Origin of the sequence: Streptomyces sp. NPDC050504, from assembly GCF_044458065.1 — a bacterium.
Lineage (GTDB): Bacteria > Actinomycetota > Actinomycetes > Streptomycetales > Streptomycetaceae > Streptomyces.
The window spans coordinates 124,421-149,315 of the sequence record NZ_JBITHO010000003.1 but is presented as its reverse complement, the minus strand read 5'-3'; the positions used below and the strand labels follow the sequence as shown (position 1 = coordinate 149,315).

Annotated in this window: 24 protein-coding genes and 1 tRNA gene; 9 read left to right on the top strand and 16 right to left on the bottom strand. The window is 71.8% G+C overall.

What is annotated here, in order from left to right; translation table 11 throughout:
• Window positions 1-15: 15 nt before the first annotated feature.
• The 4 genes from ACIBNE_RS11990 (at window position 16) to ACIBNE_RS11975 (ending at window position 6,108) form a co-directional block, all read left to right on the top strand.
• On the top strand, window positions 16-1,431 hold the full coding sequence (locus tag ACIBNE_RS11990; RefSeq protein ID WP_399271398.1) for a glycosyltransferase: 1,416 nt from the start codon (window positions 16-18) through the stop codon (window positions 1,429-1,431).
• Window positions 1,428-3,653, top strand: coding sequence for a glycosyltransferase family 39 protein (locus ACIBNE_RS11985; protein ID WP_399271397.1), 2,226 nt, complete (start codon window positions 1,428-1,430; stop codon window positions 3,651-3,653). The genes ACIBNE_RS11990 and ACIBNE_RS11985 overlap by 4 nt, the downstream gene beginning before the upstream one ends.
• Window positions 3,654-3,743: 90 nt before the next feature.
• Window positions 3,744-5,252, top strand: coding sequence for an MFS transporter (locus ACIBNE_RS11980; protein ID WP_399271396.1), 1,509 nt, complete (start codon window positions 3,744-3,746; stop codon window positions 5,250-5,252).
• A gap of 70 nt (window positions 5,253-5,322) precedes the next feature.
• Window positions 5,323-6,108, top strand: a complete 786-nt coding sequence (locus tag ACIBNE_RS11975; RefSeq protein ID WP_399271395.1) for a TetR/AcrR family transcriptional regulator — start codon at window positions 5,323-5,325, stop codon at window positions 6,106-6,108.
• Window positions 6,109-6,441: 333 nt separating this feature from the next.
• Here the strand turns inward: ACIBNE_RS11975 and ACIBNE_RS11970 are convergent, their stop codons facing one another.
• Window positions 6,442-8,085, bottom strand: a complete 1,644-nt coding sequence (locus ACIBNE_RS11970; RefSeq protein WP_399271394.1) for an MDR family MFS transporter — start codon at window positions 8,083-8,085, stop codon at window positions 6,442-6,444.
• 40 nt (window positions 8,086-8,125) lie between these two features.
• Window positions 8,126-8,587 (bottom strand): MarR family winged helix-turn-helix transcriptional regulator, encoded by a 462-nt coding sequence (locus ACIBNE_RS11965; RefSeq protein WP_399271393.1) that lies wholly within the window; start codon window positions 8,585-8,587, stop codon window positions 8,126-8,128.
• A 230-nt stretch (window positions 8,588-8,817) separates the two neighbouring features.
• Here ACIBNE_RS11965 and ACIBNE_RS11960 point away from each other — a divergent pair, with 230 nt between their 5' ends.
• On the top strand, window positions 8,818-9,039 hold the full coding sequence (locus tag ACIBNE_RS11960; protein ID WP_399271392.1) for a hypothetical protein: 222 nt from the start codon (window positions 8,818-8,820) through the stop codon (window positions 9,037-9,039).
• A 39-nt stretch (window positions 9,040-9,078) separates the two neighbouring features.
• On the opposite strand, the gene ACIBNE_RS11955 is transcribed toward ACIBNE_RS11960, so the two are convergent.
• The 9 genes from ACIBNE_RS11955 to ACIBNE_RS11915 all read right to left on the bottom strand — a co-directional run bounded on the left by ACIBNE_RS11955 (window position 9,079) and on the right by ACIBNE_RS11915 (window position 14,692).
• On the bottom strand, window positions 9,079-9,954 hold the full coding sequence (locus ACIBNE_RS11955; RefSeq protein WP_399271391.1) for a hypothetical protein: 876 nt from the start codon (window positions 9,952-9,954) through the stop codon (window positions 9,079-9,081).
• A 99-nt stretch (window positions 9,955-10,053) separates the two neighbouring features.
• Window positions 10,054-10,884 carry an RNA polymerase sigma factor SigF gene (locus ACIBNE_RS11950; protein WP_399271390.1) on the bottom strand — a complete coding sequence of 277 codons (831 nt, stop codon included), beginning with the start codon at window positions 10,882-10,884 and terminating at the stop codon, window positions 10,054-10,056.
• Between the two features lie 223 nt (window positions 10,885-11,107).
• The gene (locus tag ACIBNE_RS11945; protein WP_399271389.1) at window positions 11,108-11,992 is read right to left on the bottom strand and encodes an RNA polymerase sigma factor SigF; all 885 of its coding nucleotides are present in this window, start codon (window positions 11,990-11,992) and stop codon (window positions 11,108-11,110) included.
• A 213-nt stretch (window positions 11,993-12,205) separates the two neighbouring features.
• A complete protein-coding gene (locus ACIBNE_RS11940) occupies window positions 12,206-12,499 on the bottom strand; it encodes a Dabb family protein (RefSeq protein ID WP_399271388.1) in 294 nt (97 codons plus the stop codon).
• An 8-nt stretch (window positions 12,500-12,507) separates the two neighbouring features.
• Entirely contained in the window at window positions 12,508-12,672 is a 165-nt protein-coding gene (locus ACIBNE_RS11935) for a hypothetical protein (protein WP_399271387.1), read from the bottom strand.
• A 442-nt stretch (window positions 12,673-13,114) separates the two neighbouring features.
• Window positions 13,115-13,199: transfer RNA gene (locus ACIBNE_RS11930), tRNA-Ser, on the bottom strand.
• A gap of 57 nt (window positions 13,200-13,256) precedes the next feature.
• A complete protein-coding gene (gene tadA, locus ACIBNE_RS11925) occupies window positions 13,257-13,685 on the bottom strand; it encodes a tRNA adenosine(34) deaminase TadA (RefSeq protein ID WP_399271657.1) in 429 nt (142 codons plus the stop codon).
• A 44-nt stretch (window positions 13,686-13,729) separates the two neighbouring features.
• Window positions 13,730-14,293 (bottom strand): hypothetical protein, encoded by a 564-nt coding sequence (locus ACIBNE_RS11920; protein ID WP_399271386.1) that lies wholly within the window; start codon window positions 14,291-14,293, stop codon window positions 13,730-13,732.
• Window positions 14,294-14,497: 204 nt separating this feature from the next.
• Window positions 14,498-14,692 carry a hypothetical protein gene (locus ACIBNE_RS11915; protein ID WP_399271385.1) on the bottom strand — a complete coding sequence of 65 codons (195 nt, stop codon included), beginning with the start codon at window positions 14,690-14,692 and terminating at the stop codon, window positions 14,498-14,500.
• A 116-nt stretch (window positions 14,693-14,808) separates the two neighbouring features.
• Between ACIBNE_RS11915 and upp the strand changes: the two genes are divergently transcribed.
• Entirely contained in the window at window positions 14,809-15,444 is a 636-nt protein-coding gene (gene upp, locus ACIBNE_RS11910; protein ID WP_399271384.1) for a uracil phosphoribosyltransferase, read from the top strand.
• Window positions 15,445-15,575: 131 nt separating this feature from the next.
• Here the strand turns inward: upp and ACIBNE_RS11905 are convergent, their stop codons facing one another.
• Both ACIBNE_RS11905 and ACIBNE_RS11900 read right to left on the bottom strand, forming a co-directional pair.
• Window positions 15,576-16,220 carry a LytR C-terminal domain-containing protein gene (locus ACIBNE_RS11905; protein ID WP_399271383.1) on the bottom strand — a complete coding sequence of 215 codons (645 nt, stop codon included), beginning with the start codon at window positions 16,218-16,220 and terminating at the stop codon, window positions 15,576-15,578.
• Window positions 16,221-16,341: 121 nt separating this feature from the next.
• Window positions 16,342-16,668 (bottom strand): type II toxin-antitoxin system VapB family antitoxin, encoded by a 327-nt coding sequence (locus ACIBNE_RS11900; RefSeq protein WP_399271382.1) that lies wholly within the window; start codon window positions 16,666-16,668, stop codon window positions 16,342-16,344.
• A 97-nt stretch (window positions 16,669-16,765) separates the two neighbouring features.
• On the opposite strand from ACIBNE_RS11900, the gene ACIBNE_RS11895 reads away from it, so the two are divergent.
• On the top strand, window positions 16,766-18,361 hold the full coding sequence (locus tag ACIBNE_RS11895; RefSeq protein ID WP_399271381.1) for a helicase HerA-like domain-containing protein: 1,596 nt from the start codon (window positions 16,766-16,768) through the stop codon (window positions 18,359-18,361).
• Between the two features lie 33 nt (window positions 18,362-18,394).
• On the opposite strand, the gene ACIBNE_RS11890 is transcribed toward ACIBNE_RS11895, so the two are convergent.
• A complete protein-coding gene (locus ACIBNE_RS11890; RefSeq protein ID WP_399271379.1) occupies window positions 18,395-19,957 on the bottom strand; it encodes a M28 family metallopeptidase in 1,563 nt (520 codons plus the stop codon).
• A gap of 124 nt (window positions 19,958-20,081) precedes the next feature.
• Between ACIBNE_RS11890 and ACIBNE_RS11885 the strand changes: the two genes are divergently transcribed.
• Window positions 20,082-21,014, top strand: a complete 933-nt coding sequence (locus ACIBNE_RS11885) for a cation diffusion facilitator family transporter (RefSeq protein ID WP_399271378.1) — start codon at window positions 20,082-20,084, stop codon at window positions 21,012-21,014.
• 162 nt (window positions 21,015-21,176) lie between these two features.
• Here ACIBNE_RS11885 and ACIBNE_RS11880 read toward each other — a convergent pair whose 3' ends face one another.
• Window positions 21,177-23,450, bottom strand: coding sequence for an ATP-binding cassette domain-containing protein (locus ACIBNE_RS11880; RefSeq protein ID WP_399271377.1), 2,274 nt, complete (start codon window positions 23,448-23,450; stop codon window positions 21,177-21,179).
• Between the two features lie 108 nt (window positions 23,451-23,558).
• Window positions 23,559-23,939, bottom strand: a complete 381-nt coding sequence (locus ACIBNE_RS11875) for a VOC family protein (protein WP_399271376.1) — start codon at window positions 23,937-23,939, stop codon at window positions 23,559-23,561.
• Window positions 23,940-24,050: 111 nt separating this feature from the next.
• Here ACIBNE_RS11875 and ACIBNE_RS11870 point away from each other — a divergent pair, with 111 nt between their 5' ends.
• Complete coding sequence (locus tag ACIBNE_RS11870) at window positions 24,051-24,857, top strand: TetR/AcrR family transcriptional regulator (protein WP_399271375.1); 807 nt, start codon at window positions 24,051-24,053, stop codon at window positions 24,855-24,857.
• Window positions 24,858-24,895 lie beyond the last annotated feature (38 nt).

Below are 24,895 nucleotides of genomic sequence, written 5' to 3'. Positions count from 1 at the left end.
ACGAGTGTCGGCCCCATGCCAACCGAGACCGACGGCGAGGCCGGTACGGGTACCGCGTCGCCCACCCTTCCCAGCCGGGCCCCCGTCCCCGTGACCGCGGCCCCGGCCCCCGTCCTGGACGTCGTCCTCCCCGTCTACAACGAGGAGAAGGACCTGGAGCCCGGCGTGCTGCGGCTCCACGACCACCTCACGCGCACCTTCCCGTACCCCTTCCGCATCACCGTCGCCGACAACGCGTCCACCGACGGCACCCCGGAGATCGCCGCCCGCCTCGCCGCGACGCTCGACGGCGTGCGGTCGGTCCGGCTGGCGGAGAAGGGGCGCGGCCGGGCCCTGCGCGCCGCCTGGTCCGCGTCCGACGCGCCCGTCCTCGCCTACATGGACGTCGACCTCTCGACCGACCTCAACGCCCTGCTCCCGCTGGTCGCCCCGCTGCTCTCCGGCCACTCCGACCTGGCGATCGGCTCCCGGCTCAAGCGCACGTCGCGCGTGGTGCGCGGGCCCAAGCGCGAGTTCGTCTCCCGGGCCTACGCACTGATCCTGCGCTCCTCGCTGGCCGCCGGGTTCAGCGACGCGCAGTGCGGGTTCAAGGCGATCAGGCGGGACGTGGCCGAGCGGCTGCTGCCGCTGGTCGAGGACACCGGCTGGTTCTTCGACACCGAGCTGCTGGTCCTCGCCGAGCGGGCGGGCCTGCGCATCCACGAGGTGCCCGTCGACTGGATCGACGACCCGAACAGCCACGTCCGCATCGTGCGCACCGCGCTGGAGGACCTCAGGGGCGTGTGGCGGGTGGGCCGGGCGCTCGCGGTGGGCGCGCTGCCGCTCGACCGCCTCGCGCGCCCCTTCGGCGACGACCCGCGCGACCGGGTCCTGACCGGAGTGCCGCGCGGACTGGCCCGCCAACTGCTGGGCTTCTGCGCGGTCGGCGCGTTCTCGACGCTGTTCTACCTGCTGCTGTACTCGCTCTTCCGTACGGGTACGGGCGCCCAGGCCGCCAACGCCGCCGCCCTGCTGGTGTCGGCCCTCGCGAACACGGCGGCCAACCGGCGCCTCACCTTCGGGGTGCGGGGCAGGGAGCGCGCGCTGCGCCACCAGGCGCAGGGGCTGCTGGTCTTCGCGATCGGCCTCGCGCTCACCAGCGGCTCGCTCGCCGCGCTGGAACGGGCGTCCGCCGAGCCCGCGCACTCCGTGGAGCTCGCGGTGCTGATCGCGGCGAACCTCGCGGCGACGGTGCTGCGCTTCCTGCTGCTGCGGGCCTGGGTCTTTCCCGACCGCCGCGCGAGCGCCCCCGCGGCGCGCCTCTCAGCCCCCGCGGCCCGCTCCTCCGCCCCCGCGGCCCGCTCCTCCGCCCCCGCGGAGCCGCCCGCGCCCGCCGCGCCCACAGCCCCCGCCGCGCCCTCCGCCACCCACGACGGGACCGACGCCCGATGATCACGCTCACCACCACCGCCGCGGCCCCGGGCCCCGGCCGGGCCGCCCGCCACCGCGTCGCCCGCCGCGTCGCCCGCCGCGCCGCCGCCCTCTGGCGCGGCAGGCCCGACGACGCCCCCTGGGTCAGGCCCGCGCTGCTCGCGCTCCTCGCCGCGACCGGGCTGCTCTACCTCTACGACCTGGGCGCGTCCGGCTACGCCAACTCCTTCTACTCCGCCGCCGCGCAGGCGGGCGGCCAGAGCTGGAAGGCATTCTTCTTCGGCTCGCTCGACCCGGCCAACGCCATCACCGTCGACAAGCCGCCCGCCGCGCTGTGGCCGATGGCCCTGTCCGTACGGCTCTTCGGGCTCGGCTCCTGGCAGATCCTGGTGCCGCAGGCGCTGATGGGCACGGCCACGGTCGCGGTGCTGTACGCGGCGGTACGGCTCCGCTTCTCGGCCGCCGCCGGGCTGCTCGCGGGCGCGGTGCTCGCGCTGACGCCGGTCGCCGCGCTGATGTTCCGCTTCAACAACCCGGACGCGCTGCTCACGCTGCTGCTGACCGCGGCCGTGTACTTCGTGCTGCGGGCGCTCGCCGACGCGCGGACGAAGTGGCTGGTGGGGGCGGGGGCCGTGCTGGGCCTCGCGTTCCTGGCCAAGACGCTCCAGGCGTTCGTGGTGCTGCCGCCGCTGGCGCTGGTGTACGCGGTGTGCGGGCCGACCACGCTGCGCGGGAGGCTCGGCCGGCTCGCGGCGGGCACGGGCGCGATGGTCGTGGCGGGCGGCTGGTGGGTGGCGGCCGTCGAGCTGTGGCCGAAGTCCTCGCGCCCGTACGTCGGCGGCTCGCAGCACAACTCCTTCCTTGAGCTGACCTTCGGCTACAACGGCCTGGGGCGGCTCAACGGCGACGAGACGGGCAGCGTGGGCGGCGGCGGGCGCGGCGGCGCCGGGATGCCCGAGCCGCCCGCCGGGGCCGAGGGCCAGGTCTTCCAGGGCGGTGGCGGTGGCGGTCGCGGTGGCGGCTGGGGCGAGACCGGCGTCGGGCGGATGTTCGACGACAGCGTCGGCGGCCAGATCTCCTGGCTGCTGCCCGCCGCGCTGCTCCTGCTGGTCGCGGGGCTGGTGGTGACCCGCCGCGCGGCGCGCACGGACACCGCGCGCGCCGCGTTCCTGGTGTGGGGCGGCGTGCTGCTGACGACCCTCGCGGTCTTCAGCTTCATGGCCGGGATCTTCCACGAGTACTACACGGTCGCGCTGGCCCCGCCGATCGCGGCGCTGGTCGGCACGGGCGCCACAGTCCTCTGGGAGGAGCGCAGGACGTGGGCGGCCTCGGCCGCTCTGGCGGGCGCGGTCGCGGTGAGCGCGGTGTGGGCGTACGAACTGCTGGGCCGCACCCCGGACTTCGTGCCGTGGCTGCGGTGGGCCGTGCTGGTCGCGGGCGGTGCGGCGGCGCTCGGGCTGCTGTTCGCGGGGCGCGTCGACCGGCGGCTGGCGCTGGGCGCCGCGGGGCTCGGACTGGCGGCGTCGCTGGCGGGACCGGTCGCGTACGTGGCGTACACGGTGGACGAGGGGCACGCGGGGTCGATCGTGACGGCGGGGCCGCGTGCGGCGGGCGGGGGACCCGGGGGGATGCGCGTGGTGCGGTTCACCGGGGACGGCGGTGACGGTGGTGACGGCGGGCCGGGCGGCGGCGGAGGCGCAGGCCGGGGGCAGCGGCCGCCGCAGGGCGGTCCCGGCGGGCAGGGCTTCCCGGGCGGCGGTCCCGGCGGGCAGGGCGGTCGTCCCGGAGGCGTCGGCGCGCCTTCCGGAGCGCGCGGCCCGAGCACGTACACCACGGGCATCGGCGGCCTGGGCGGCCTCCTCGGCGGCGCGGCCGTGGGCGACGGGGCCCGCGCCAGGATCGCGGCGGACGCGGACGCGTACACCTGGGCGGCGGCGACCGTCGGCGCGCAGAACGCCGCGAGCTACCAGCTCGCGACCGGGGAGCCGGTGATGGCGATCGGCGGCTTCAACGGGAGCGACCCGTCCCCGACGCTCGCGCGGTTCAAGGAGTACGTCGCCGAGGGCCGCATCCACTACTTCATCGGCTCGGGCGGCGGCGGCCGCGAGACCGGTCCCCAAGGCGGGCCCGGAGGCCCCGGTGGCGGCACCTCCGGGGCCATCTCCAGCTGGGTCGCCGAGCACTTCACCGCACTCACCGTGGACGGCGCCACGTTCTACGACCTGACGGCCCCGAAGGCGTAGCGGAAAAGTCCTTTACAGCGTACGAGAGTCTCTTCTACGGTGTACGACGCACGTTCCCGTACACCGTAGAAGAGATCTGGAGACCGCAGCATGACGGCGACGACCGCCGAGAAGAACGACCTCACCCCGCAAGGTCACCCGCAGCGCTGGCTGATCCTCGGTGTCATCTGCCTCGCCCAGCTCACCGTGCTGCTCGACAACACCGTCCTGAACGTCGCGATCCCCTCCCTCACCGAGGAACTGGACGCGTCGGGCTCCGACATCCAGTGGATGATCAACGCGTACTCGCTGGTCCAGTCCGGGCTGCTGCTCACCGCGGGCAGCGCGGCCGACCGCTACGGCCGCAAGAAGATGCTGGCCGCCGGACTCGTCCTGTTCGGCGTCGGCTCGCTCGTCGCGGGCCTCGCCGACTCCTCCGCACAGCTCATCGCGGCGCGCGCGGGCATGGGCGTCGGCGGCGCGCTGCTGATGACCACCACGCTCGCGGTCGTCGTGCAGATCTTCTCCGACGAGGAGCGGGTCAAGGCGATCGGCCTCTGGGCGACCGTCAACTCCCTGGGATTCGCCGCCGGTCCGCTGATCGGCGGGGTCATGCTCGACCACTTCTGGTGGGGCGCGATCTTCCTGATCAACATCCCGGTCGCGATCATCGGCCTGGTGGCCGTGCTCTCCCTGGTCCCCGAGTCCAAGAACCCGCAGGGCGACCGCCCCGACCTGCTCGGCGCGCTGCTCTCCACCATCGGCATGGCGGGCGTGGTGTTCGCGATCATCTCCGGTCCCGAGCACGGCTGGCTCTCCGGGCGGGTGCTGGCCTCGGCGGGCGTCGGCGCGGTGGCCCTCGCCGCCTTCGCGCTGTGGGAGCTGAAGATCCCGTACCCGATGCTGGACATGCACTTCTTCCGCAACCAGCGCTTCGTCGGGGCCGTCGCGGGCTCGATCCTCGTCGCCTTCGGCATGGGCGGCTCGCTCTACCTGCTCACCCAGCACCTCCAGTTCGTGCTCGGGTACGGGCCGCTGGACGCGGGGCTGCGCACGGCGCCGCTCGCGCTCACGGTGGTGGCGCTCAACCTCACGGGCGTCGGCGCGCGGATCCTGCCCAAGCTGGGCACGCCCGGCACCATCGCGTCCGGCATGACCCTGCTGTCGGGCGGCCTCGTCGCCATCGCGGTGCTCGGCAGGGACTCGTACTCCGGGATGCTGCTCGGCCTGGTCGTGATGGGCGCGGGCATCGCGGTGGCGATGCCCGCGATGGCCAACGCCATCATGAGCGCGATCCCGCCGGAGAAGGCGGGCGTGGGCGCCGGCGTCAACGGCACCCTCGCGGAGTTCGGCAACGGCCTGGGCGTCGCGGTGCTCGGCGCGGTCCTCAACTCCCGCTTCGCCGCGCTGATCCCGGGCGCGGTGAGCGCGGCCTCGCTGCCCGCCGCGCTGGCCGCCGCGGACTCGCCGGACGCCGAGCGGGAGATCACCGACGCGTTCGCGTCGGGCCTGGAGACCAGTCAGCTGGTGGGCGCCGCCGCGGTGCTCGCGGGCGGACTGCTGGCGGCGATGCTCCTTCGGCGCGCGGAGCGGGCAGACTCACCCGTAGCAGCGGCTTAGCATCGTAGGAGGGGCGTAGCGGAACCTTCGGGTCCGGTACGCCCCTCTCGAAGACCCGAAGGAGCGCGTCATGGTGTCCGCGGCCGACCGCGTGAAGAAGTCCGCACGGATGAGCGTGTGGCTGAGCGGCAAGACGATGCGGGCCCGAAGGCCGTCGGACCCGGGGCACCCGGCGGGCCTCGACCGCGAGCGGATCATCGCCGCGTCCGTGCGGCTGCTCGACGCGGAGGGCCTGGCGAAGTTCTCGATGCGGCGGCTGGCCGCCGAGCTGAACGTCACGGCGATGTCCGTCTACTGGTACGTCGACACCAAGGACGACCTCCTGGAGCTGGCGCTCGACTCGGTCTTCGACGAGCTGGAGGTGCACGACGAGTCGGCGGACTGGCGCGACCGCCTGCGCGCGACGGCGACGGCCTACCGGGGGCTGCTGGTGCGGCACACCTGGATGTCGGCGCTGCTCGGCACGTTCCTGAACATCGGCCCGCACTCGATGCGGTTCTCGATGGCGGTGCAGGACATCGTCCGCGCCTCGGGCCTCTCGCCGCGCGGCCAGATGGGCGGCCTCGCCGCGGTCTTCCAGTTCGTCTACGGGTTCGGCACGATCGAGGGCCACTTCGTGCAGCGGTGCGCGTCGGCGGGGATGACCCAGGACGAGTACTTCCAGGAGGCGATGGGCACGATCGCGGCGAACCCCGAGGCCAGGGAGGTGCTCGCGAAGTCCACGAAGCTGATGGAGGCGAGGGCCGGGGACACGGTCGCCGAGATGCGGGAGCGGGACTTCGAGTTCGCGCTGGACATCCTGGTGGCGGGCATCGAGACGATGACCCGCAGGGAGGCCGGCGAAGCGGCCCGATAATCCGGCGCGCGCCGGGCCGCGGTCCCGTACAGTTCGGGGCACCCGGTGCGCAGGCCACGGCTACTTCACCTCCAAAGTGAGCAACGCGGGTTCGAATCCCGTCGCCGACGAGAGTCGGTGTCGTCCAGCGGCCCAGGACGCTACGTCGCCGTCGCCGCCCTTGACCTCGGGTACTCCAACGCCTCCCCTCCGCAGCAGCGGACGGGAGGCGTTTCCATGCGTGGAGTGCGGTGCGTGATGCGTGGTGTGTATGGGGGAGGCGGGCCGTCCCCTGCCCGCCTCCCCGGTGTCGGGCGCCTCCGCTCGAAAGCGCCCGAGTCCGTGGGTCCCGCGTTACGCGCCCTCGGCGCTCGCGGGAGCCGCGCCCTGCTCCGCGCCCTCCTTCGGCGCCGCGTTCGACTTGAGCGCGACCTCCTTGATGAACAGCGTGACCAGGAAGGCGAGCAGCGCGGCCGGGGCCGAGTAGAGGAAGACGTCGCCGACGGCGTGCCCGTACGCGGCCTCCATGACCGTGCGCAGCGGGGCGGGCAGCTTGTCCAGGTCGGGGATGCCCCCGCCGCCCGTACCGCCGTGGCCGAACGCCGCGCCCTGCGGGCCCAGCTCGGCCAGGCCGTCCTTGACGTAGTGCGTGACCCGGTTCGCCATGACCGCGCCCAGCGCGGAGACGCCGATCGCGCCGCCCAGCGAGCGGAAGAAGGTGACGACGGACGAGGCCGCGCCGAGGTCCTCGGGGGAGACCTGGTTCTGGGTGCAGAGCACGAGGTTCTGCATCATCATGCCGATGCCCAGGCCCATGACGGCCATGTAGATCGCGAGGTGCCAGTACGGGGTGTCGTACCGCATGGTGCCCAGCAGCCCGAGGCCGGCGGTCACCAGCACGCCGCCCGAGACCAGCCACGCCTTCCACCGGCCGGTCTTGGTGATGACCTGGCCCGAGACGGTCGACGAGACGAAGAGGCCCGCGATCATCGGGATGGTCATCACGCCGGACATCGTCGGCGACTTGCCGCGCGCCAGCTGGAAGTACTGGCTGAAGAAGACCGTGCCTGCGAACATCGCGACGCCGACGAAGAGCGAGGCCAGCGAGGCCAGCGTGATGGTGCGGTTGCGGAAGAGCCGCAGCGGGATGATCGGCTCGCTCGCCCTGGACTCGACGTAGACGAAGAGCGCGGCGAGCAGCAGGGAGCCGCCGACCATCGCGTACGTCTGCCAGGAGATCCAGTCGTACTTGTCACCGGCGAAGGTGACCCAGACGAGCAGCAGCGAGACGGCCGCGCTGACCAGGAACGCGCCGGTCCAGTCGACCTTCACGTCGCGCTTGACCACGGGGAGCTTCAGGGTCTTCTGGAGCACGACCAGCGCGATGACCGCGAAGGGCACGCCGACGTAGAAGCACCAGCGCCAGCCGAGCCAGGAGGTGTCGGTGATGACGCCGCCGAGCAGCGGGCCGCCGACGGTGGCGACGGCGAAGGTCGCGCCGAGGTAGCCGGAGTAGCGGCCGCGCTCGCGCGGCGAGATCATCGCGGCCATCACGATCTGCGCGAGGGCGGAGAGGCCGCCGACGCCGACGCCCTGGACGACGCGGCAGGCGATCAGCGTCCCGGCGTTCTGCGAGAGACCGGCGACGACCGAGCCCAGGACGTAGATGACCAGGGCTATCTGGACCAGCAGCTTCTTGCTGAAGAGGTCGGCGAGCTTGCCCCACAGCGGGGTGGTCGCGGTCATCGCGAGCAGCGAGGCCGTCACGACCCAGGTGTAGGCGGACTGGCCGCCGCCGAGGTCGCTGATGATCTCGGGGAGGGCGTTGGAGACGACCGTCGACGACAGGATCGCGACGAACATGCCGAGCAGCAGCCCGGTCAGCGCCTCCATGATCTGCCGGTGAGTCATCGGCGTACCGTCGCCGGAGGAGCCGTGGGGGTGCCCTCCGTGCTCGGCGTGGCCGCCCCGCACACCGGACGGTGTGGTCGTAGCCATGGATTTCCTTCTCTGTTGCTTCGTTGCGCGGGTGTACGGGTTATTCGGGCTGTTCGGGTTGTTCGGGTCGCGTCCGGCAGTCCCCGAAGCTGTCGCGGAGCCGGGCGAGCAGCGCGTTCAGCTGCCCGACCTCGTCGTCGCTCCAGTCGTCCAGCCGGTCGGCGAAGACCTCGGCGGTGCGCCGCCCCAGCTCGTCGAGGAGTTCCTTGCCCTGCGGGGTGATCCGCAGGATCCGGGAGCGCTTGTCGGCCGGGTCGGGGGACCGCTCGATCCACCCGCGCTCGGCGACGTGGGCGACGTGGCGGCTCGTCACCGAGATGTCGACCGCGAGCAGTTCGGCCATCCTGCTCATCCGCATCTCGCCGTAGCGGTCGAGCAGCGTGAGCACGGCGGCCGAGCCGCTCGGGCAGTCGGCGGGCAGGACGCGGGAGAGCCCGCGCTTGACGGCCCCGATGGCGCTGAGCTGCCGGGCCAGCTCCTCGTACTGGCTCCGTGCGGCCATGGGCACCCCCGGGTTGCGGTGGTGCGGCGCGTTCTGTCGCCGCATCTTGTTGCTTAGGGCAACGATAGAAGTTGTTGGTTGCCACAGGCAAACGAAAACGGGCCCGGCGGGGTAAAGGAACCCAAAAGGCTTCGCATGTGCGGAGTCAATGCGGGGCCCGTGGGGCCAGTGGGCCGTACGGGCGGGCCCGGGGTTGGGCGGAACCCGGGTGTTCGCTAGGGTCGGGCCCCATGGCACACAACCCCCACGCCCCGCAGAACCAGGGCCCCGAGGGCCAGTACGACCCCGCGGGCAGCACCCAGATGTTCCGCGCCTTCGTCGACGAGGGAGCGCCCCAGCAGAGCGGGCGGCAGCCCGCCCCGCAGCAGTCGGGCCCGAAGGTGGGGCTGATCGTCGGCGTCGTCGCCGTGCTCGTCGTCCTCGCGGGCGTCGCCTGGCTGGCGCTCGGCTGACGGGTTCTCAGCCGCCGGGTTCTCTGCCGGGAGCGACCCTCACGTCCACTCGACGGTGACGGCGCGCGTCTCCACGTGCATGCCCAGCGGCACCCGCCAGGCCTCCACGCAGACGGTGTACGTCTTCCTCGCCGTACCGCCCGCGGCGATCGGCGCCGGCAGCGGCTGAGCGGTCCGCACGGTCGCCCAGTCGGTGCCGAGCAGCCCGATGACGTGCGTCGCGAACGTCGCCGTGCCCGAACGCACCGGCGTGCCCCCGGCGTTGCGGAAGGTCACCGTGACCTTCTCGCACCAGCGCCGGTCGGCCTCGGCCCGCTCGGGCGCGCCGACCACCTTCAGCAGGGCGGGCGACGGCGGGTCCACGGGCGGGTGCGAAGGCTCCGGGGGCTTCGGGGGCTTCGGGGGCTTCGGCGGGCGGGTCGGGTCGGGCGGGTCCGGCGGGTTCACGGGTGGCCTCGGCCTGCCCGGACCGTTCGCGCCGCCCGGACCGTTCGGGCGTGGAGCGCCGCCGGGCTCCGCGTGTCCTGAGCCTGCACCGGGACCGCCGGTGGGCCGCGTCGCGGGCGGGCGCGGGGCGTCCGACGCCGTACCCGACGCCGTGCCCGCGGGGCCGGGGGCGCCGCTCTTCCCGTTGCCCGCGCTCCCCGGCGTACCGCTCCTGCCGCCCTTGCCGCCGCTGCCGCCCGCCGCGGGCGTCCCGGTCCCGTCCAGCGGCACCAGCAGCACCTCGCCCCGTGGCGCCGTACCGCTCGGGGCGCCGCCCTGTCCCGCAGCGCCGACCGCCGCGTACCCGTCCTCGCCCGAGCCGCCCCCGCAGCCGGTCAGCAGCCCGCTGCCCAGCCCCAGGCACAGCGCGGCCGCCGACGCGGCGGTGAGGCCTCGACGGCGGCCGACGGTGCGTTCCTCGCGTCGCATCGCGCCAGTGTCACTGACGGACCGTCAAGAAGGAACCCCGCTGCGCCTGTTGGCGAAACGCTTCGATCGGTACTGAGCCTGCCGGGACGCACCCCGGGTTCAGTCGGAGATGAGCCCCGCCCGCAGCGTCGCGAGCGTGCGCGTCAGCAGCCGCGAGACGTGCATCTGCGAGATGCCGACCTCCTCGCCGATCTGCGACTGCGTCATGTTCGCGAAGAAGCGCAGCATGATGATCTGGCGCTCGCGCGGCGGGAGTTTGGCCAGCAGCGGCTTGAGGGACTCGCGGTACTCCACGCCCTCCAGCGCCGAGTCCTCGTACCCCAGCCGGTCCGCAAGCGAGCCCTCGCCGCCGTCGTCCTCGGGGGACGGCGAGTCGAGCGACGACGCGGTGTAGGCGTTGCCCACCGCCAGGCCGTCGACGACGTCCTCCTCGGAGACGCCGAGCACCCGCGCCAGCTCCGGCACGGTCGGCGACCTGTCCAGCTGCTGCGCCAGCTCGTCGCTCGCCTTCGTGAGCGCGAGCCGCAGCTCCTGGAGGCGGCGCGGCACCCGCACCGACCAACTGGTGTCCCGGAAGAAGCGCTTGATCTCGCCCACGACCGTCGGCATCGCGAACGTCGGGAACTCCACGCCGCGTTCGCAGTCGAAACGGTCGATCGCCTTGATCAGACCGATCGTTCCGACCTGGACGATGTCCTCCATCGGTTCGTTGCGCGAGCGGAACCTGGCCGCCGCGTAACGCACCAGCGGGAGGTTGAGCTCGATCAGTGTGTCCCGTACGTACGCGCGCTCGGGGCTGTCCTTGTCGAGGGCGGCGAGCCGCAGGAACAGAGAGCGGGACAGAGTGCGGGTGTCGATGGCTTCCGAGCCGGTGCGCACGACGGGTGCTTCTTTGACGAGCACCTTCGAGCTGCCCTGTTCTGCGGACATGCCACCCCCTTGAGGTCGCGGACGGTCGCGGAGGGCCACGACCATCTGAGGAACGCAGCCTCCACCTGAATACCGGAGGCGGGGCCGCGGCAAACGCTCTTCCAGCAGAATGTCACATGTCGGCAACGCGCTGTAGTGACATGTCGACAAGTATGTGGCGAATCCGCGCAGGAAACAGGGGTTGTGGGGGTTTTCGGCCCGGATCGGGGATCACCCGATCAGGTCACGCCTCGATACGATTTGCGGATCTCAGCCGCGCGAAGCTCCGGGCCAGCAAACGCGAAACGTGCATCTGCGAAACGCCCAGCTCCTGGCTGATCTGGGACTGCGTCAGATTGCTGTAGTAACGGAGCATCAGGATCCGCTGCTCGCGCTCGGGCAGCTGCACCAGCAGGTGCCGTACGAGGTCGCGGTGTTCGACCCCGGCGAGCGCCGGGTCCTCGTAGCCGAGGCGGTCGAGCAGGCCCGGCAGCCCGTCGCCCTCCTGGGCGGCCTCCAGGGACGTCGCGTGGTACGACCGGCCCGCCTCGATGCAGGCCAGCACCTCTTCCTCGGAGATCTTCAGGCGCTCGGCGATCTCGGCGGTCGTGGGGGAGCGGCCGTGCAGCGTCGTCAGGTCCTCGGTGGCGCCGTTGACCTGCACCCACAGCTCGTGGAGGCGGCGCGGGACGTGCACGGTCCGCACGTTGTCCCGGAAGTACCGCTTGATCTCGCCGACGACGGTCGGCATCGCGAACGTCGGGAACTGCACGCCCCGGTCGGGGTCGAACCGGTCGATGGCGTTGATCAGGCCGATCGTGCCGACCTGGACGACGTCCTCCATCGGCTCGTTGCGGGAGCGGAACCGGGCGGCGGCGTAGCGGACGAGGGGGAGGTTCGCCTCGATCAGGGCCGCGCGGACCCTGCGGTGCTCGTCGGTGCCCGGGACGAGGCCCTTGAGCTCGCCGAAGAGGACCTGGGTGAGCGCCCTGGTGTCGGCGCCGCGCCGCTGTGCGGCCGTACGCGGCTCGGGGGCGGCCCCGGCGAGGGGTTCGGCGGGCGGCGGGGCGGGCGGCTCGTGCTCGGGCGCCTGGGGAGGCACTTGCTGCGGTGCGGTACTGGCCGGCACGGTCACGCCACCCCTTCACGGTCAACGCTTCACGGTCAACAACGGTCAACTCATCCGTCAAAAGCGGTCATAGCATCACAAGACATGTCCACTGTGTGCAAGCACCGTATAACGCCGTGTTGACGGCAAGTTGGGCGGAACGTGTGCGGGAAGCGCCCCGGAAAGCGGAAAGGCCCCCCGCCACAGGGGCGGGGGGCCGGGCGAGCCGTCGGCTCAGAACTCGTAGTCGGCGATCACCCAAGTGGCGAACTCGCGCCACTGTCCCGCGGCCGCCTGGTGGGCCGGGTGCTCGATGTAGCGCTTCAGCGCATCGCGGTCCGCGACGGCGGAGTTGATGGCGAAGTCGTAGGCGATGGGCCGGTCCGTGATGTTCCAGGCGCACTCCCAGAACTCCAGCTCGGGCACCAGCCCGTCGAGCTCCTGGAAGGCCTTCACGCCGGCGGCGACGCGGGGCTCGTCCCGCTCCACGCCGTCGTTGAGCTTGAAGAGGACCAGATGGCGGATCAAGGGCACTCCTACTTGATGAGTTCGGTCATGAACTCGCCGATGCCGTTGGCGGCGTCCGAGATGCCCTCGAACCCTACTTGGACCAGATCCGCGGCCCTGGCCGGGGAGGTGATGATCGTGTACAGCACGAAGACGACAACTATGTAGAGCGCGATCTTCTTCGTTTGCACCATCAGTCCCTGCCTCCCCGACGTCCCCTGTGCGCGCAGTCGAGTGAGTCTATCCCCGATCACTGATCCGGGCTTTAAGGACCAAGGACCCGCCGATGAGGGCCCTTCGCCGGACCGCACGGGGCGCGTACGGGAGCAGGATGGATGCCAAGCCCGGCGGATCTGGCAGGAATCCCACCGGGCGAGGAACGGACCTCACTGCGGGGTCCACGGCGCGGGCTTCCCCCCCCTGATCGCGGCGTGGACTACGAGGAGCCGTTCTCATCGGGGGGAGCGGCTTGTCCCCCCGATGCCGCTCCCCCCGTCCAAAACGCGAAGCCCCGGCCCACTCCCCCCTGTGGCCGGGGCTTCCGCACGTCCTGAAGGGGCCACAAACGCCTCGGCGGCACGGCGGCAGCACGACAAGGGCCCCGGTGCCGAAGCACCGGGGCCCTTGTATCAAGAGCGGTAGCGGAGGGATTTGAACCCTCGGTGAGTTTCCCCACACTCGCTTTCGAGGCGAGCTCCTTCGGCCGCTCGGACACGCTACCGAGAGAGAGCTTAGCCCAAGGTGGGCCGTGCTCTGAAATCGGTATCGGAAAACGTCCTCAGCGGGTCCTGAAGAAGGCCGTGAGCCGGTCCGAGCACTCCGCCTCCAGCACCCCCGCGATCACCTCGGGGCGGTGGTTCAGCCTGCGGTCCCGTACGAGGTCCCAGAGCGAACCCGCCGCCCCGGCCTTCTCGTCGCGGGCGCCGTAGACGACCCGCCGCACCCGGGACTGCACCAGCGCGCCCGCGCACATCACGCACGGCTCCAGGGTCACGACGAGCGTGCAGCCGGTCAGCCGCCACTCGCCCAGCTTCGCCGCCGCCCTGCGCAGCGCCAGCACCTCCGCGTGCGCCGTCGGGTCGCCGGTCGCCTCGCGTTCGTTGTGCCCCGCGGCCAGGACCGCGCCCGCGGGGTCCAGCAGCAGGGCGCCGACCGGCACGTCGCCGGCCGACGCCGCGTGCGCCGCCTCGTCCAGGGCGAGCCGCATCGCGGCCCGCCAGGGATCTCGTACGGGGTCGTGCTCGTGCTCCACTAGCGCACTGCCTCCAGCAGCTCCGACGCCCCCAGGGTGTCGGCGATGTCGGTCAGCGCGTCGGTGTTGTCGAGGGCGAGCAGGTCCTTCTCGGAGACCCCGAGGTCGGCGAGGACCTCGCGGTCGCCCAGCGGGCCCGCCGGCAGGGCGGAGTGGGCCCCGGGCGCGCTCGCGCCCTCGTCGTCGTCCAGGTCGCCGTCCGGTGCGGCGCCTTCGTCGTCCGGTTCCTCGGTGCCGTCGAGGTCCAGGGCGTCCAGGTCGTCGAGTTCGCTTTCGGGGTCGTCGTCTCCGCCCGTCAGTTCGTTGGTGAGGATCTCTCCGTACGAGGAGCGGGCGGCGGCGAGCGCGTCCGAGACGTAGATGCGCGGATCGTCCTCGCCGTCCACGCGGACGACGCCGAACCAGGCGTCCTCCTGCTCGATGAGGACCAGCACGGTGTCCTCGTCGATCGCGGCCTCACGGGCCAGGTCCGTCAGGTCGGACAGGGTCTCCACGTCGTCGAGCTCCGTGTCGCTCGCTTCCCACCCGTCTTCGGTGCGCGCGAGCAGTGCGGCGAAATACACCGTGACTCTCCCACTGGTCATAGGTGTGTCGGTCCGACGGGAGGACAGCCACATCGGCTGTCTGTACCCCGCCCACTCGGAATCGTGGCAGAAACGAGGCGTTCGCGAGAGGTCTTCCGCGGTTGCGTCGTCCATCAGTTCTGACGCGGGCCTGGTGAGCGGGGTGCCGTACCCGCCCGAACCGCCCTCGGCGCACCGCGCGCACTACCAGCGGAAGGTCCGCATCCGCATGGCCTGGCGCATTCTCGCGGCGCGCGCCCGACGCGGCTGGACGCGCTCGCGCAGCGCCTTGGCCTCGTTCAGCTCCCGGAGGAACTGGGCACGCCGCCTGCGGCGCTCGGCATCGCTCTCCGAGTCGCTCGGCGGCGCCGAGTGCTCGGGCTGTTCCGGGTCTGGCATCGGTGAACCACCCCAGGGCTAGGGTTCCGTCCCGTACGTCCCCCCTGCATACGTCCACTGTCCCCCACCTTCCCTCGGGGCGGCACGTTGATGCCGGCCGGGGATACTGTGGTGACATGCGGATCCACGTCGTCGACCACCCCTTGGTGGCGCACAAGCTCACCACGCTGCGCGACCAGCGCACCGATTCCCCGACCTTCCGGCGCCTCGCCGACGAACTGGTCACCCTGCTCGCCTACGAGGCCACCAGGGACGTGCGCACCGAGCAGGTCGACATCGTGACCCCGGTCACGCCCACCACGGGCGTCCGGCTCTCGCACCCGCGCCCGCTGGTCGTGCCGATCCTGCGCGCCGGGCTCGGCATGCTCGACGGCATGGTGCGGCTGCTGCCGACCGCCGAGGTGGGCTTCCTCGGCATGATCCGCAACGAGGAGACGCTCCAGGCGGAGACGTACGCGACGCGGATGCCCGAGGACCTGTCCGGGCGCCAGGTGTACGTCCTGGACCCGATGCTCGCGACCGGCGGGACGCTGGTGGCGGCGATCCAGGAGCTGATCAAGCGCGGTGCGGACGACGTCACGGCGGTCGTCCTGCTCGCGGCGCCCGAGGGCGTCGAGGTCATGGAGCGCGAGCTGGCGGGGACGCCGGTGACGGTGGTGACGGCTTCGGTCGACGAGCGCCTCAACGAGAACGGGTACATCGTCCCCGGGCTCGGCGACGCGGGCGACCGCATGTACGGCACGGCGGAGTAGCCCTCACCGGGAAGGCGCGGCACGGCTCGCGGCGGTACGGCTCCCGGGGGAGGCGTACCGCCTGCGGCGGGCGGCACCCCACCCCGCCCCTTCCCGGAACCGGGGCAGGGCTTCGGGAACGCCTCCCGCCCCTACTTCTTCGCGCAGCCCGCTCCCGCCGCGCTCTTCGGGTGCGCGAGCGCCACCAGCTCGGCGTCGGCGGCCTTCTTCGGCGTGAGCGCCTTGTACGCCGTACCCAGGATCAGGTCCACGTCCGGCGTCCTGCGCGCGTCCGTCTTCTGCTGCGCGCCCTTCAGCTGCGTGGCGAGCACCGCGAACGGCCCCTTCGCCGCGCTGGGCGCGCCCAGCAGCACTCCGGGCCCGGGGACCTTCTTGTCGTACGCGGCGGGGGCGTTGCCGAAGGTCTTCACGGCGAATCCGCGCTTCTTGAGCTCGTCGGCCACCGACTTGGCGAGCCCCGAGCGCGGCGTCGCGTTGTAGACGTTGACGGAGATCTGCCCGGGTCCGGGCAGGGTCACGGCCTTGGGCTTCGCCACGGGCGCGGCCGCGACCGCCTTGCAGTCCGTGCCGCGTCCCGCCGCCTCCGCCTTCTCGCCGTCGCCCGTGAAGACGTCGATGAGCTGCAGCGTTCCCCAGCCGGCCAGGCCGAGGGCCACCACCGCGGCGACGACCGCGAGCACGATCCTGCGACGGTTGCCGGGGCGCCGCATGCGCGGATATTTGTCACCCGTGATGCGGTACTTTCCGCCCATACCAGGGGGAGTGAGCATGCTCATGGGCGCAGCGTAGTGCCGCCCGATGGCGATTCCTATTAAGTGATCAACGGGTTGTGCCCGTGTGCGGCCCAAATGGCCCTAAAGGCGTAGGGGCCCGAGGGCGCGGGGAGCGGAGCGGGCGTCAGCTCAGTTCGACGGGGCCGAAGGTCGCGGCGTCGAGCTCCAGCACGCGCGCGTGCAGCACCTGCCGCTGCTGGAGCGCGGCGCGCACCGCGCGGTGCAGTCCGTCCTCCAGATACAGATCGCCCTGCCACTTCACGACGTGCGCGAAGAGGTCGCCGTAGAAGGTGGAGTCCTCCGCGAGGAGGGTCTCCAGGTCCAGCTGGCCCTTGGTGGTGACGAGCTGATCGAGGCGGACCGGTCGCGGTGCTACGTCCGCCCACTGGCGGGTGCTTTCCCGGCCGTGGTCGGGGTACGGCCGTCCGTTTCCGATGCGCTTGAAGATCACACGGAAAGCCTACCGGGCAAGCGCCTCCGGGCGCAGCCATGGAGACGTACTGCGATGCTGGGGCAATCTGCCGCAGACCTTGAAAAAAGGGGCCGTCGTGACTCAGCCGCAGCAGTCGCCGCCGCAGCCGTCGCAGGACATCGCCGCCGGGTACGCCTTCGAGGGCCCCGCCCTCGAACTCGGGGCGCTGCTCTGGGACGGCGCCTGCCTCCCCGAGGCGCGGATCCGCGTCCCGCTGGGGATGCTCAACCGGCACGGGCTGGTCGCGGGCGCCACGGGCACGGGCAAGACCAAGACCCTGCAACTGCTGGCCGAGCAGCTGTCCGCGAACGGCGTGCCGGTCTTCCTCGCGGACGTGAAGGGCGACGTCTCGGGCATCTCGGCGCCCGGCGCCGACGGCGAGAAGGTGCGTGAACGCGCAGGTCAGGTGGGTCAGGAGTGGGAAGCGCAGGGCTTTCCCAGCGAGTTCTACGCGCTCGGCGGCCTCGGCCACGGCATCCCGCTGCGGGCGACGGTCACCAGCTTCGGGCCCGTCCTGCTGTCGAAGGTCCTCCAGCTGAACCCGACGCAGGAGCAGTCGCTCGGGCTGATCTTCCACTACGCCGACGGCAAGGGCCTCGAACTGATCGACCTGAAGGACCTGCGGGCCGTGGTCGCCCATCTGGTGTCGGACACCGGGAAGGCCGAACTCAAGGGGATCGGCGGGCTCTCCACGGTCACCGCAGGGGTGATCCTGCGGTCCATCACCGCCTTCGAGCAGCAGGGGGCGGGGGAGTTCTTCGGGGAGCCGGAGTTCGACACGGGCGAGCTGCTGCGGCAGGGCCCGGACGGGCGCGGGATCGTGTCGGTCCTGGAACTGCCCGCCGTACAGGACAAGCCGCAGCTCTTCTCGACGTTCCTGATGTGGCTGCTGGCGGACCTGTTCAACGACCTTCCCGAGGTCGGGGACGTGGAGCGGCCCAAGCTGGTCTTCTTCTTCGACGAGGCGCACCTGCTCTTCAAGGGCGCGTCGAAGCCGTTCCTGGAGTCGATCACCCAGACGGTCCGGCTGATTCGCTCGAAAGGGGTCGGGGTGTTCTTCGTGACGCAGACGCCGAAGGACGTGCCCGCCGATGTGCTCGCCCAGCTCGGCAACCGCGTGCAGCACGCGCTGCGGGCCTTCACGCCCGACGACGCGAAGGCGCTGAAGGCGACCGTGCGGACGTTCCCCAACTCCCCGTACGACCTGGAGGAGGTGCTCACCCGGCTCGGCACGGGCGAGGCGGTGATCACCGTGCTGAGCGAGACGGGCGCGCCCACCCCGGTCGCCGCGACCCGGCTGCGGGCGCCCGTGTCGCTGATGGGGCCGATCGGGGAGGCGGCGCTCGACGGCGCGGTGCGGGCCTCGCCGCTGTACGCGCGCTACGCCGACGCCGTCGACCGGGAGTCGGCGTACGAGAAGCTGACGGCCGAGCAGGCGGCGGCGGAGCAGGCCGCGCTGCGGGCCGCCGCGGAGGCCGCCGACGCGGCGGAGGCGGTGAAGGCCGAGAAGGCGGCGAAGGCCGCGGCTCGGGACAGGCCCGCGCCGGATCCCTCGCTCGCCGAGCAGGTGATGGACAGCGGGATGTTCAAGTCGCTGCTCAGGTCGGCGGGGACGCAGATCGGGCGGGAGATCACCCGGTCCCTCTTCGGTACGGCGCGCCGCAGGCGTTGAGGCCCGCGGCGCGCCGCGCCCGGCCGGGAGCGTCTAGGAACGGACGCCGTCGTGGGCGTGGTCGCCGTGCAGCCCGCCGCCTCCGGTGTCGCCGCCCACGGTGGGCTTGGAGACGACCGGCTTGGTCAGCGAGGACAGGTCGTGGGCGTAGGTGCCCACGGCGTTGGCTATGACGTCGACGTTGACGTCGAACGCCTTCATGTTGATGTTCCCGAGGTCGTCGCACTTGGCGTGGTAGCACTTGTCGTACGCCACCCCGGCCTGCCCGCCGAACTTCTCGGCCTGGGCCGCCGTCATGATGCCCTCGGCGCCGGTGAAGGTGCCGCCGGAGGGTATGCCGACCTCGATGAACGGGCCGTAGTCGGAGCGGCCGCTGAAGTCGGTGCCCTCGTGTGGCTGCTTCCTGGAGTCCAGGAAGGTGTTGATGTCCCGCTCCAGCTGGGCCGAGCCCTCGGGGCCAGGACCCGCGCCCGTGCCGTCGGAGTCGTCGCCGTCGTAGACGAACTGGCCGTAGTTCGGCGAGGCGATCATGTCGAAGTTCAGATAGAGCTTGACGTCCTTGCGCTGTGCCTCGGTGAGCTGCGCGACGTAGTGCTCGGAGCCGAGCAGGCCCAGCTCTTCGGCGGACCACCAGGCGAAGCGGACCTTGTTCGCGGGCTTGGCCTTGGACTTGGCGAGCTCCTGGGCGACTTCGAGGAGACCGGCCGAGCCGGAGCCGTTGTCGTTGATGCCGGGGCCCGCGGTCACCGAGTCGAGGTGGGAGCCGAGCATGACGGTCCGGTCGGACCGGCCGCCCTTGGTCTCGGCGATGACGTTGCGCGTGGTGCGCAGCTCCTGGAGCTGGCGGATCTCCAGGTTGAGCTTCACCTCGCCCTGGGCGGCCTCGGCGACGAGGGCCTCGCCGTCGGCGAGGGTGATGCCGCCGGTCGGGAGCTTTCCGGCCTCGGGGGAGCCGAGGGTGCCGTTGAGCGCCCCGGGGACGTTGTTGTAGATCACCGCGCCGACCGCGCCGGCGGCGGCGGCCGTGGCCTGCTTGAGGGCGAAGTCGCAGCCGCCGCGCTTGATGAGCGCGATCTTGCCGGTGAAGGTGCCCGAGGCGTAGTCGGACGCCTCGCAGCCGGTGGTGGCGTCGGCCGGGACGACCGCGAGGGAGGCGTTGATGCCGCCGGTCGGCGTGGACTTGGTGTACGACATGGCGCGCACGGTCAGGTCGCGCGGGGTGCCCGAGGTGACCCGCAGCTTCTCGGCGAGCGTCTCGATGTAGGTGAACTGGAAGGTCTGGTACGAGACGTCGTACCCGGCCTTCTTCAGCACGCTGTACACGTACGCGGCGGAGGCGTCGTGGCCCAGGGAGCCAGCCGAGCGGTGGCCGCCCGCGGAGTCGGCTATCGCCTGGAACCGCCTCAGGTGCTTGTACGCGTCCTCGGCTTTCGCGCCCTTGACCAGCTGCCGCGCCAGTTTGGCCGCTTCCTTGGCGGGGTCCTTTCCTGCTGCGGTCGGGTGCTGGGCCGACGCGGGGGCCGCTGCGAGCAGGAGCGGGGTGGCCAGTGCGGCGGCTGCGGCGAGAGCTGTGGCTCTGCGGCGAGTTGCGTTCACAGGAGTCCGTCGTCCTTCCGGTGCGAGCGTGCGGGTGAACAGGGTGAGCCGAACGTAGCGACTTGGGTTCCTCCTGTGAATGGATGTGTCGCAAGTAAGGGCTTCCTGTGCTCGACTGGCGGGTATGGGTCATGACCACGGGCCGAGCACGGCGTCCGTCGCGGCGGGCAGCGGGACGCTGAGCGGTTCGTTCCGCAAGCGGCTGGTGCTGACGATCGCCATCAGCGGAACGATCACCGTCATCCAGGTCGTGGGCGGTCTGCTGTCGGGGAGCCTGGCGCTGCTCGCGGACGCGGCGCACAGCCTCACGGACGCGGTCGGGGTGTCACTGGCGCTGGGCGCGGTGACGCTGGCGCAGCGGGCGCCGACGCCCCGGCGGACCTTCGGCTTCTACCGGGTGGAGATCTTCTCCGCCGTGCTGAACGCGCTGCTGCTGCTCGGGATCTTCGTCTGGGTCCTTTGGTCGGCGATCGGGCGCTTCCGGAATCCGGTGGAGGTCGAGGGCGGGCTGATGTTCGCGGTCGCGGTGGGCGGGCTGCTCGCGAACCTGGTGGGGCTGTGGCTGCTGCGGGACGCCAAGGACCAGAGCCTGAATCTGCGCGGGGCGTATCTTGAGGTCCTGGGGGACGCGCTGGGGTCGGTCGCGGTGATCGTGGGCGGGCTGGTGATCCTGTTCACGGGGTGGCAGGCGGCGGACCCGGTCGCCTCGATCGTGATCGGCCTGTTGATCGTGCCCCGGTCGTACGGGCTGCTGCGGGACGCGGTGCACGTCCTGTTGGAGGCGACGCCGCAGGACATGGACCTCGGGGAGGTGCGGGGGCACCTGCTGGCGGAGCGGGGGGTGGTGGACGTGCACGATCTGCACGCGTGGACGGTGACGTCGGGGATGCCGGTCCTGACGGCGCACGTGGTGGTGGACGAGGCGGTCGTGCGGGAGGAGGGGCTGGGGGTGGTCCTGGGGCGGTTGCAGGGGTGTGTGGGGGAGCACTTCGACGTGGCGCACTCCACGGTGCAGGTGGAGCCCGTGGGGCACGTGGAGGGCGCGGTGCACGAGTAGAGGGGCGGGGGTGGGGCGCCGGCTTTTCGCGGGGTCCGGTGCGCGGGGGCTTCGCGGGGTCCCGTCGCGCGGGGTGGGTGCGTGCGGCGTGTGCCGTGCTCCCGTGCTCCCGGGCGGTTCCCCGCGCCGCTGTCGGGGCGCGGGGAAGGCCCGGGGCCCCTGTCAGCCGACGTACTCGCGGAGGTGGTGGGCCGTCAGCGTGTCGCCCCGGTCCACCAACTGCCTCGGCGTTCCCGTGAAGACGATTTCGCCGCCGTCGTGGCCGCCGGACGGGCCGAGGTCTATGAGCCAGTCCGCGTGGGCCATCACGGCCTGGTGGTGCTCGATCACCACCACCGTGTTGCCGTCGTCCACCAGTCGGTCCAACAGCGCCAGGAGTTTGTCGACGTCCGCCATGTGGAGGCCCGTCGTCGGCTCGTCCAGGACGTAGGTGGAGGACTTCTCCGCCATGTGGATCGCGAGCTTGAGGCGCTGGCGCTCGCCGCCGGAGAGGGTGTTGAGGGGCTGGCCGAGGCGGAGGTAGCCGAGGCCCACGTCCCGGAGGCGGCCGAGGACGGTGCGGGCCTGGCCCGTACCGAAGAAGTCGTGCGCCTCGTCCACCGACATGGACAGCACCTCGCTGATGTTCTTGCCGTCCAGCGTGTAGGTGAGGACCTGGGGGGTGTACCGCTTGCCTTCGCAGTCCTCGCAGGGGGTGGCGACGCCGGCCATCATGGCGAGGTCGGTGTAGATGACTCCGGCGCCGTTGCAGTGCGGGCAGGCGCCTTCGGAGTTGGCGCTGAACAGGGCGGGCTTGACCCCGTTGGCCTTGGCGAACGCCTTGCGGATCGGGTCGAGCAGTCCGGTGTACGTGGCCGGGTTCGAGCGCCGGGACCCCCGGATCGGCGACTGGTCGGCCACGACGACGCCCTCCCGGCCGGAGAGGTGGCCGTGGACGAGCGAGGACTTTCCGGAACCGGCCACCCCGGTGACGACGGTGAGCACTCCGGTGGGGACGGACACCGAGACGTTCTTGAGGTTGTGCGCAGTGGCGTTCTCGATCGTGAGGTGGCCCGTGGGGGTGCGCGGGGTCTCGCGGAGCCGGGTGCGGTGGCCCAGGTGGCGCCCGGTGAGCGTGCCGGACGCGCGCAGGCCCGCGACGTCGCCCGCGTAGCAGAGCTCCCCGCCGTTCGAGCCCGCGCCGGGGCCGAGGTCCACCACGTGGTCGGCGATGGCGATGACCTCGGGCTTGTGCTCGACGACCAGGACCGTGTTGCCCTTGTCCCGCAGGCGCAGCAGCAGGTCGTTCATGCGCTGGATGTCGTGCGGGTGCAGGCCGGTGGTCGGCTCGTCGAAGACGTACGTGACGTCGGTGAGGGACGAGCCCAGGTGCCGCACCATCTTCACGCGCTGCGCCTCGCCGCCCGAGAGCGTGCCCGAAGGGCGGTCCAGGGACAGGTACCCGAGGCCGATCTCGACCAGGGAGTCGAGCAGGTCGCGGAGCCCGGCCAGGAGCGGCGCCACCGACGGCTCGTCCAGGTCCCGGACGAACTTCGCCAGGTCGTTGATCTGCATCGAGGAGCACTGGGCGATGTTCAGCCCGTTGATCTTCGAGGAGAGTGCCGCCCTGGTGAGGCGGGTGCCGTCGCAGGTCGGGCAGGCGGTGAAGACCACGGCCCGGTCGACGAAGGCCCGGATGTGCGGCTGCATCGCCTCGCGGTCCTTGACCAGGACGGTCCGCTGGAGCTTGGTGACCAGGCCCTCGTAGGTGAAGCCGTTGCTGCCGACCTTCACCTTGACCGCCGTCTTGCGCAGCAGGTCGTCCCATTCCCGCTCGGTGAAGTCCGCCAGCTTCTTGTCGGGGTCGTAGAAGCCGGACCCGGCCATGACGGACCAGGGCCAGGAGTCCACGCCGTACCCGGGGACCTTGATCGCGCCCTCGTTGATCGACTTGTCCCGGTCGACCAGCTCGGCCACGTCGACGTCCGAGACCTTGCCGGTCCCCTCGCAGGCGGGGCACATCCCTTCGGGGACGTTGAAGCTGAAGGCCCCCGAGGTGCCCACGTGCGGGGTGCCGAGCCGGCTGAAGACGATGCGCAGCATGGCGTACGCGTCGGTGGCCGTGCCCACCGTGGAGCGGGAGTTGGCGCCCATCCGCTCCTGGTCCACGACGATCGCCGCGCTCAGGTTGCGCAGCTCGTCCACGTCGGGGCGCCCCGGGCTCGGCATGAAGCCCTGGACGAAGGCGCTGTACGTCTCGTTGATCAGGCGCTGCGACTCGGCGGCGATCGTGCCGAAGACGAGCGAGGACTTTCCCGAGCCCGAGACGCCGGTGAAGACCGTGAGCCGTCGCTTGGGGAGGTCGAGGGAGACGTCCTTGAGGTTGTTCTCGCGGGCTCCTCGGACCTCGATCAGGTGGTGGCTGTCGGCGGTGATCTTCTGCTGGTCGGCAGGCATGCCGGTCCTCGCTCTCTGCTCTGGGTCGGGCTGTTGGGCGGTGGGCCGGGAGAGTCAGGCGGGTCAGGCAGGTCAGGCAGGTCAGGCGGGTAATGCAGGTAAGGCGGGTCAGGCGGGCGTTACCCAGTCGACCAGTTGGACGGTGACGCCGTTGGGGTCGGTCACCTGGAACAGCCGCTCTCCCCACGGCTCCACCCTCAACTCCATGGTGATCGAGACGCCTTCGGCGCGCAGGTGTTCGTACGCGGCGGGGAGGTCGTCGACCGTGAACGCGACGATCACGCCCGCGGCGCGCTCGTCGCGGAAGCCCTCGGGGAGGACTTCCGTGCCGCGCTTCAGGAATATGACGTTCGGGGCGCCCTCGCGGGCGAGCGAGACGAAGCCGTCCGCCGCCGCGACCTCCTCGAACCCGAAGTGCTTGGCGAGGAACGCGGCCGACGCGGCGGTGTCGTCGACGGTGAGTGAGAGGGCGGTCGAGGTGATCTGCATGCGGGACTCCCAGGGCGAGGCTGAGCAGAGCTGCGGCAAGGCTTTCAGCGTTACTTTGTACAACGTACTCTATACTTCGTACGAAGAAAAGGGGTGAGGGAGAATTGGTTCATGGCTAAGGACCGGAGCGACTCGGGTGACCCCTCCCGCACGTTGGAGCTGCTGTGGCGGGAGGCCGGCGGTGACGGCAGGGCCGGAGGCGGCGGCGGTGGCGGCGGGGGGAGGAGCGGCGCCAGGACCAGGGGCCCCAAGCAGGGGCTGAGCGTCGACGCGGTGGTCGGTGCCGCGATCGCGGTCGCCGACGCCGAGGGGCTGGACGCCGTCACCATGCGGCGGGTGGCCCAGCACCTGGGCGTCACGCCCATGACGCTCTACACGTACGTGCCGGGCAAGGCGGAGCTGCTCGATCTGATGCTCGACGCCGTCTATCTGCGGATGGAGCGCCCGGCGGCGCCCGGCGGCTCGTGGCGCGAGCGGATCTCGGCGATCGCGCACGAGAACCTGGCGCTCTACGTCCGGCACTCCTGGGTCTCGGCGCTTCCCCTGTCGAGGCCGCCGCTCGGGCCCGGTCTGATGGCCAAGTACGAGCACGAGCTGAGCGCCTTCGAGGGCCTCGGCCTCGGTGACGTGCAGCAGGACCTGGCGCTCTCGCACCTGCTCGCGTTCGTCCAGTCGATCGCGCGCACGGCCCATGACGCGGCGGCCGTGGAGCGCGAGACCGCCATGTCCGACGAGCAGTGGTGGACGGCCAACGCCCCGCTGCTCGCCCGGGTCTTCGACCCGGACCGGTACCCGGTCGCCACGCGCGTGGGAAGCGCCGCGGGGGAGGCGTACCAGGCGCTGCACAGCCCGGACCGCGCCTACGAGTTCGGCCTGGCGCTGATCCTGGACGGGCTGGAGCGGCTGATCGAGGGGTGAGGGGGGAGAGGCGAAGGGGGAGGGGCGAGGGGTGAGGG

What these genes read in the sequence shown, in the direction of transcription:
- ACIBNE_RS11875 (WP_399271376.1), bottom strand. Translation starts at nt 23,939, where the DNA reads ATGCAGATCACCTCGACCGCCCTCTCACTCACCGTCGACGACACCGCC.
- ACIBNE_RS11905 (WP_399271383.1), bottom strand. Translation starts at nt 16,220, where the DNA reads ATGAGCATGCTCACTCCCCCTGGTATGGGCGGAAAGTACCGCATCACG.
- ACIBNE_RS11970 (WP_399271394.1), bottom strand. Translation starts at nt 8,085, where the DNA reads ATGGCTACGACCACACCGTCCGGTGTGCGGGGCGGCCACGCCGAGCAC.
- ACIBNE_RS11885 (WP_399271378.1), top strand. Translation starts at nt 20,082, where the DNA reads ATGGGTCATGACCACGGGCCGAGCACGGCGTCCGTCGCGGCGGGCAGC.
- ACIBNE_RS11980 (WP_399271396.1), top strand. Translation starts at nt 3,744, where the DNA reads ATGACGGCGACGACCGCCGAGAAGAACGACCTCACCCCGCAAGGTCAC.
- upp (WP_399271384.1), top strand. Translation starts at nt 14,809, where the DNA reads ATGCGGATCCACGTCGTCGACCACCCCTTGGTGGCGCACAAGCTCACC.
- ACIBNE_RS11915 (WP_399271385.1), bottom strand. Translation starts at nt 14,692, where the DNA reads ATGCCAGACCCGGAACAGCCCGAGCACTCGGCGCCGCCGAGCGACTCG.
- ACIBNE_RS11955 (WP_399271391.1), bottom strand. Translation starts at nt 9,954, where the DNA reads ATGCGACGCGAGGAACGCACCGTCGGCCGCCGTCGAGGCCTCACCGCC.
- ACIBNE_RS11960 (WP_399271392.1), top strand. Translation starts at nt 8,818, where the DNA reads ATGGCACACAACCCCCACGCCCCGCAGAACCAGGGCCCCGAGGGCCAG.
- ACIBNE_RS11950 (WP_399271390.1), bottom strand. Translation starts at nt 10,884, where the DNA reads ATGTCCGCAGAACAGGGCAGCTCGAAGGTGCTCGTCAAAGAAGCACCC.
- ACIBNE_RS11870 (WP_399271375.1), top strand. Translation starts at nt 24,051, where the DNA reads ATGGCTAAGGACCGGAGCGACTCGGGTGACCCCTCCCGCACGTTGGAG.
- ACIBNE_RS11975 (WP_399271395.1), top strand. Translation starts at nt 5,323, where the DNA reads ATGGTGTCCGCGGCCGACCGCGTGAAGAAGTCCGCACGGATGAGCGTG.
- ACIBNE_RS11985 (WP_399271397.1), top strand. Translation starts at nt 1,428, where the DNA reads ATGATCACGCTCACCACCACCGCCGCGGCCCCGGGCCCCGGCCGGGCC.
- tadA (WP_399271657.1), bottom strand. Translation starts at nt 13,685, where the DNA reads ATGCGGCTCGCCCTGGACGAGGCGGCGCACGCGGCGTCGGCCGGCGAC.
- ACIBNE_RS11990 (WP_399271398.1), top strand. Translation starts at nt 16, where the DNA reads ATGCCAACCGAGACCGACGGCGAGGCCGGTACGGGTACCGCGTCGCCC.
- ACIBNE_RS11965 (WP_399271393.1), bottom strand. Translation starts at nt 8,587, where the DNA reads ATGGCCGCACGGAGCCAGTACGAGGAGCTGGCCCGGCAGCTCAGCGCC.
- ACIBNE_RS11935 (WP_399271387.1), bottom strand. Translation starts at nt 12,672, where the DNA reads ATGGTGCAAACGAAGAAGATCGCGCTCTACATAGTTGTCGTCTTCGTG.
- ACIBNE_RS11880 (WP_399271377.1), bottom strand. Translation starts at nt 23,450, where the DNA reads ATGCCTGCCGACCAGCAGAAGATCACCGCCGACAGCCACCACCTGATC.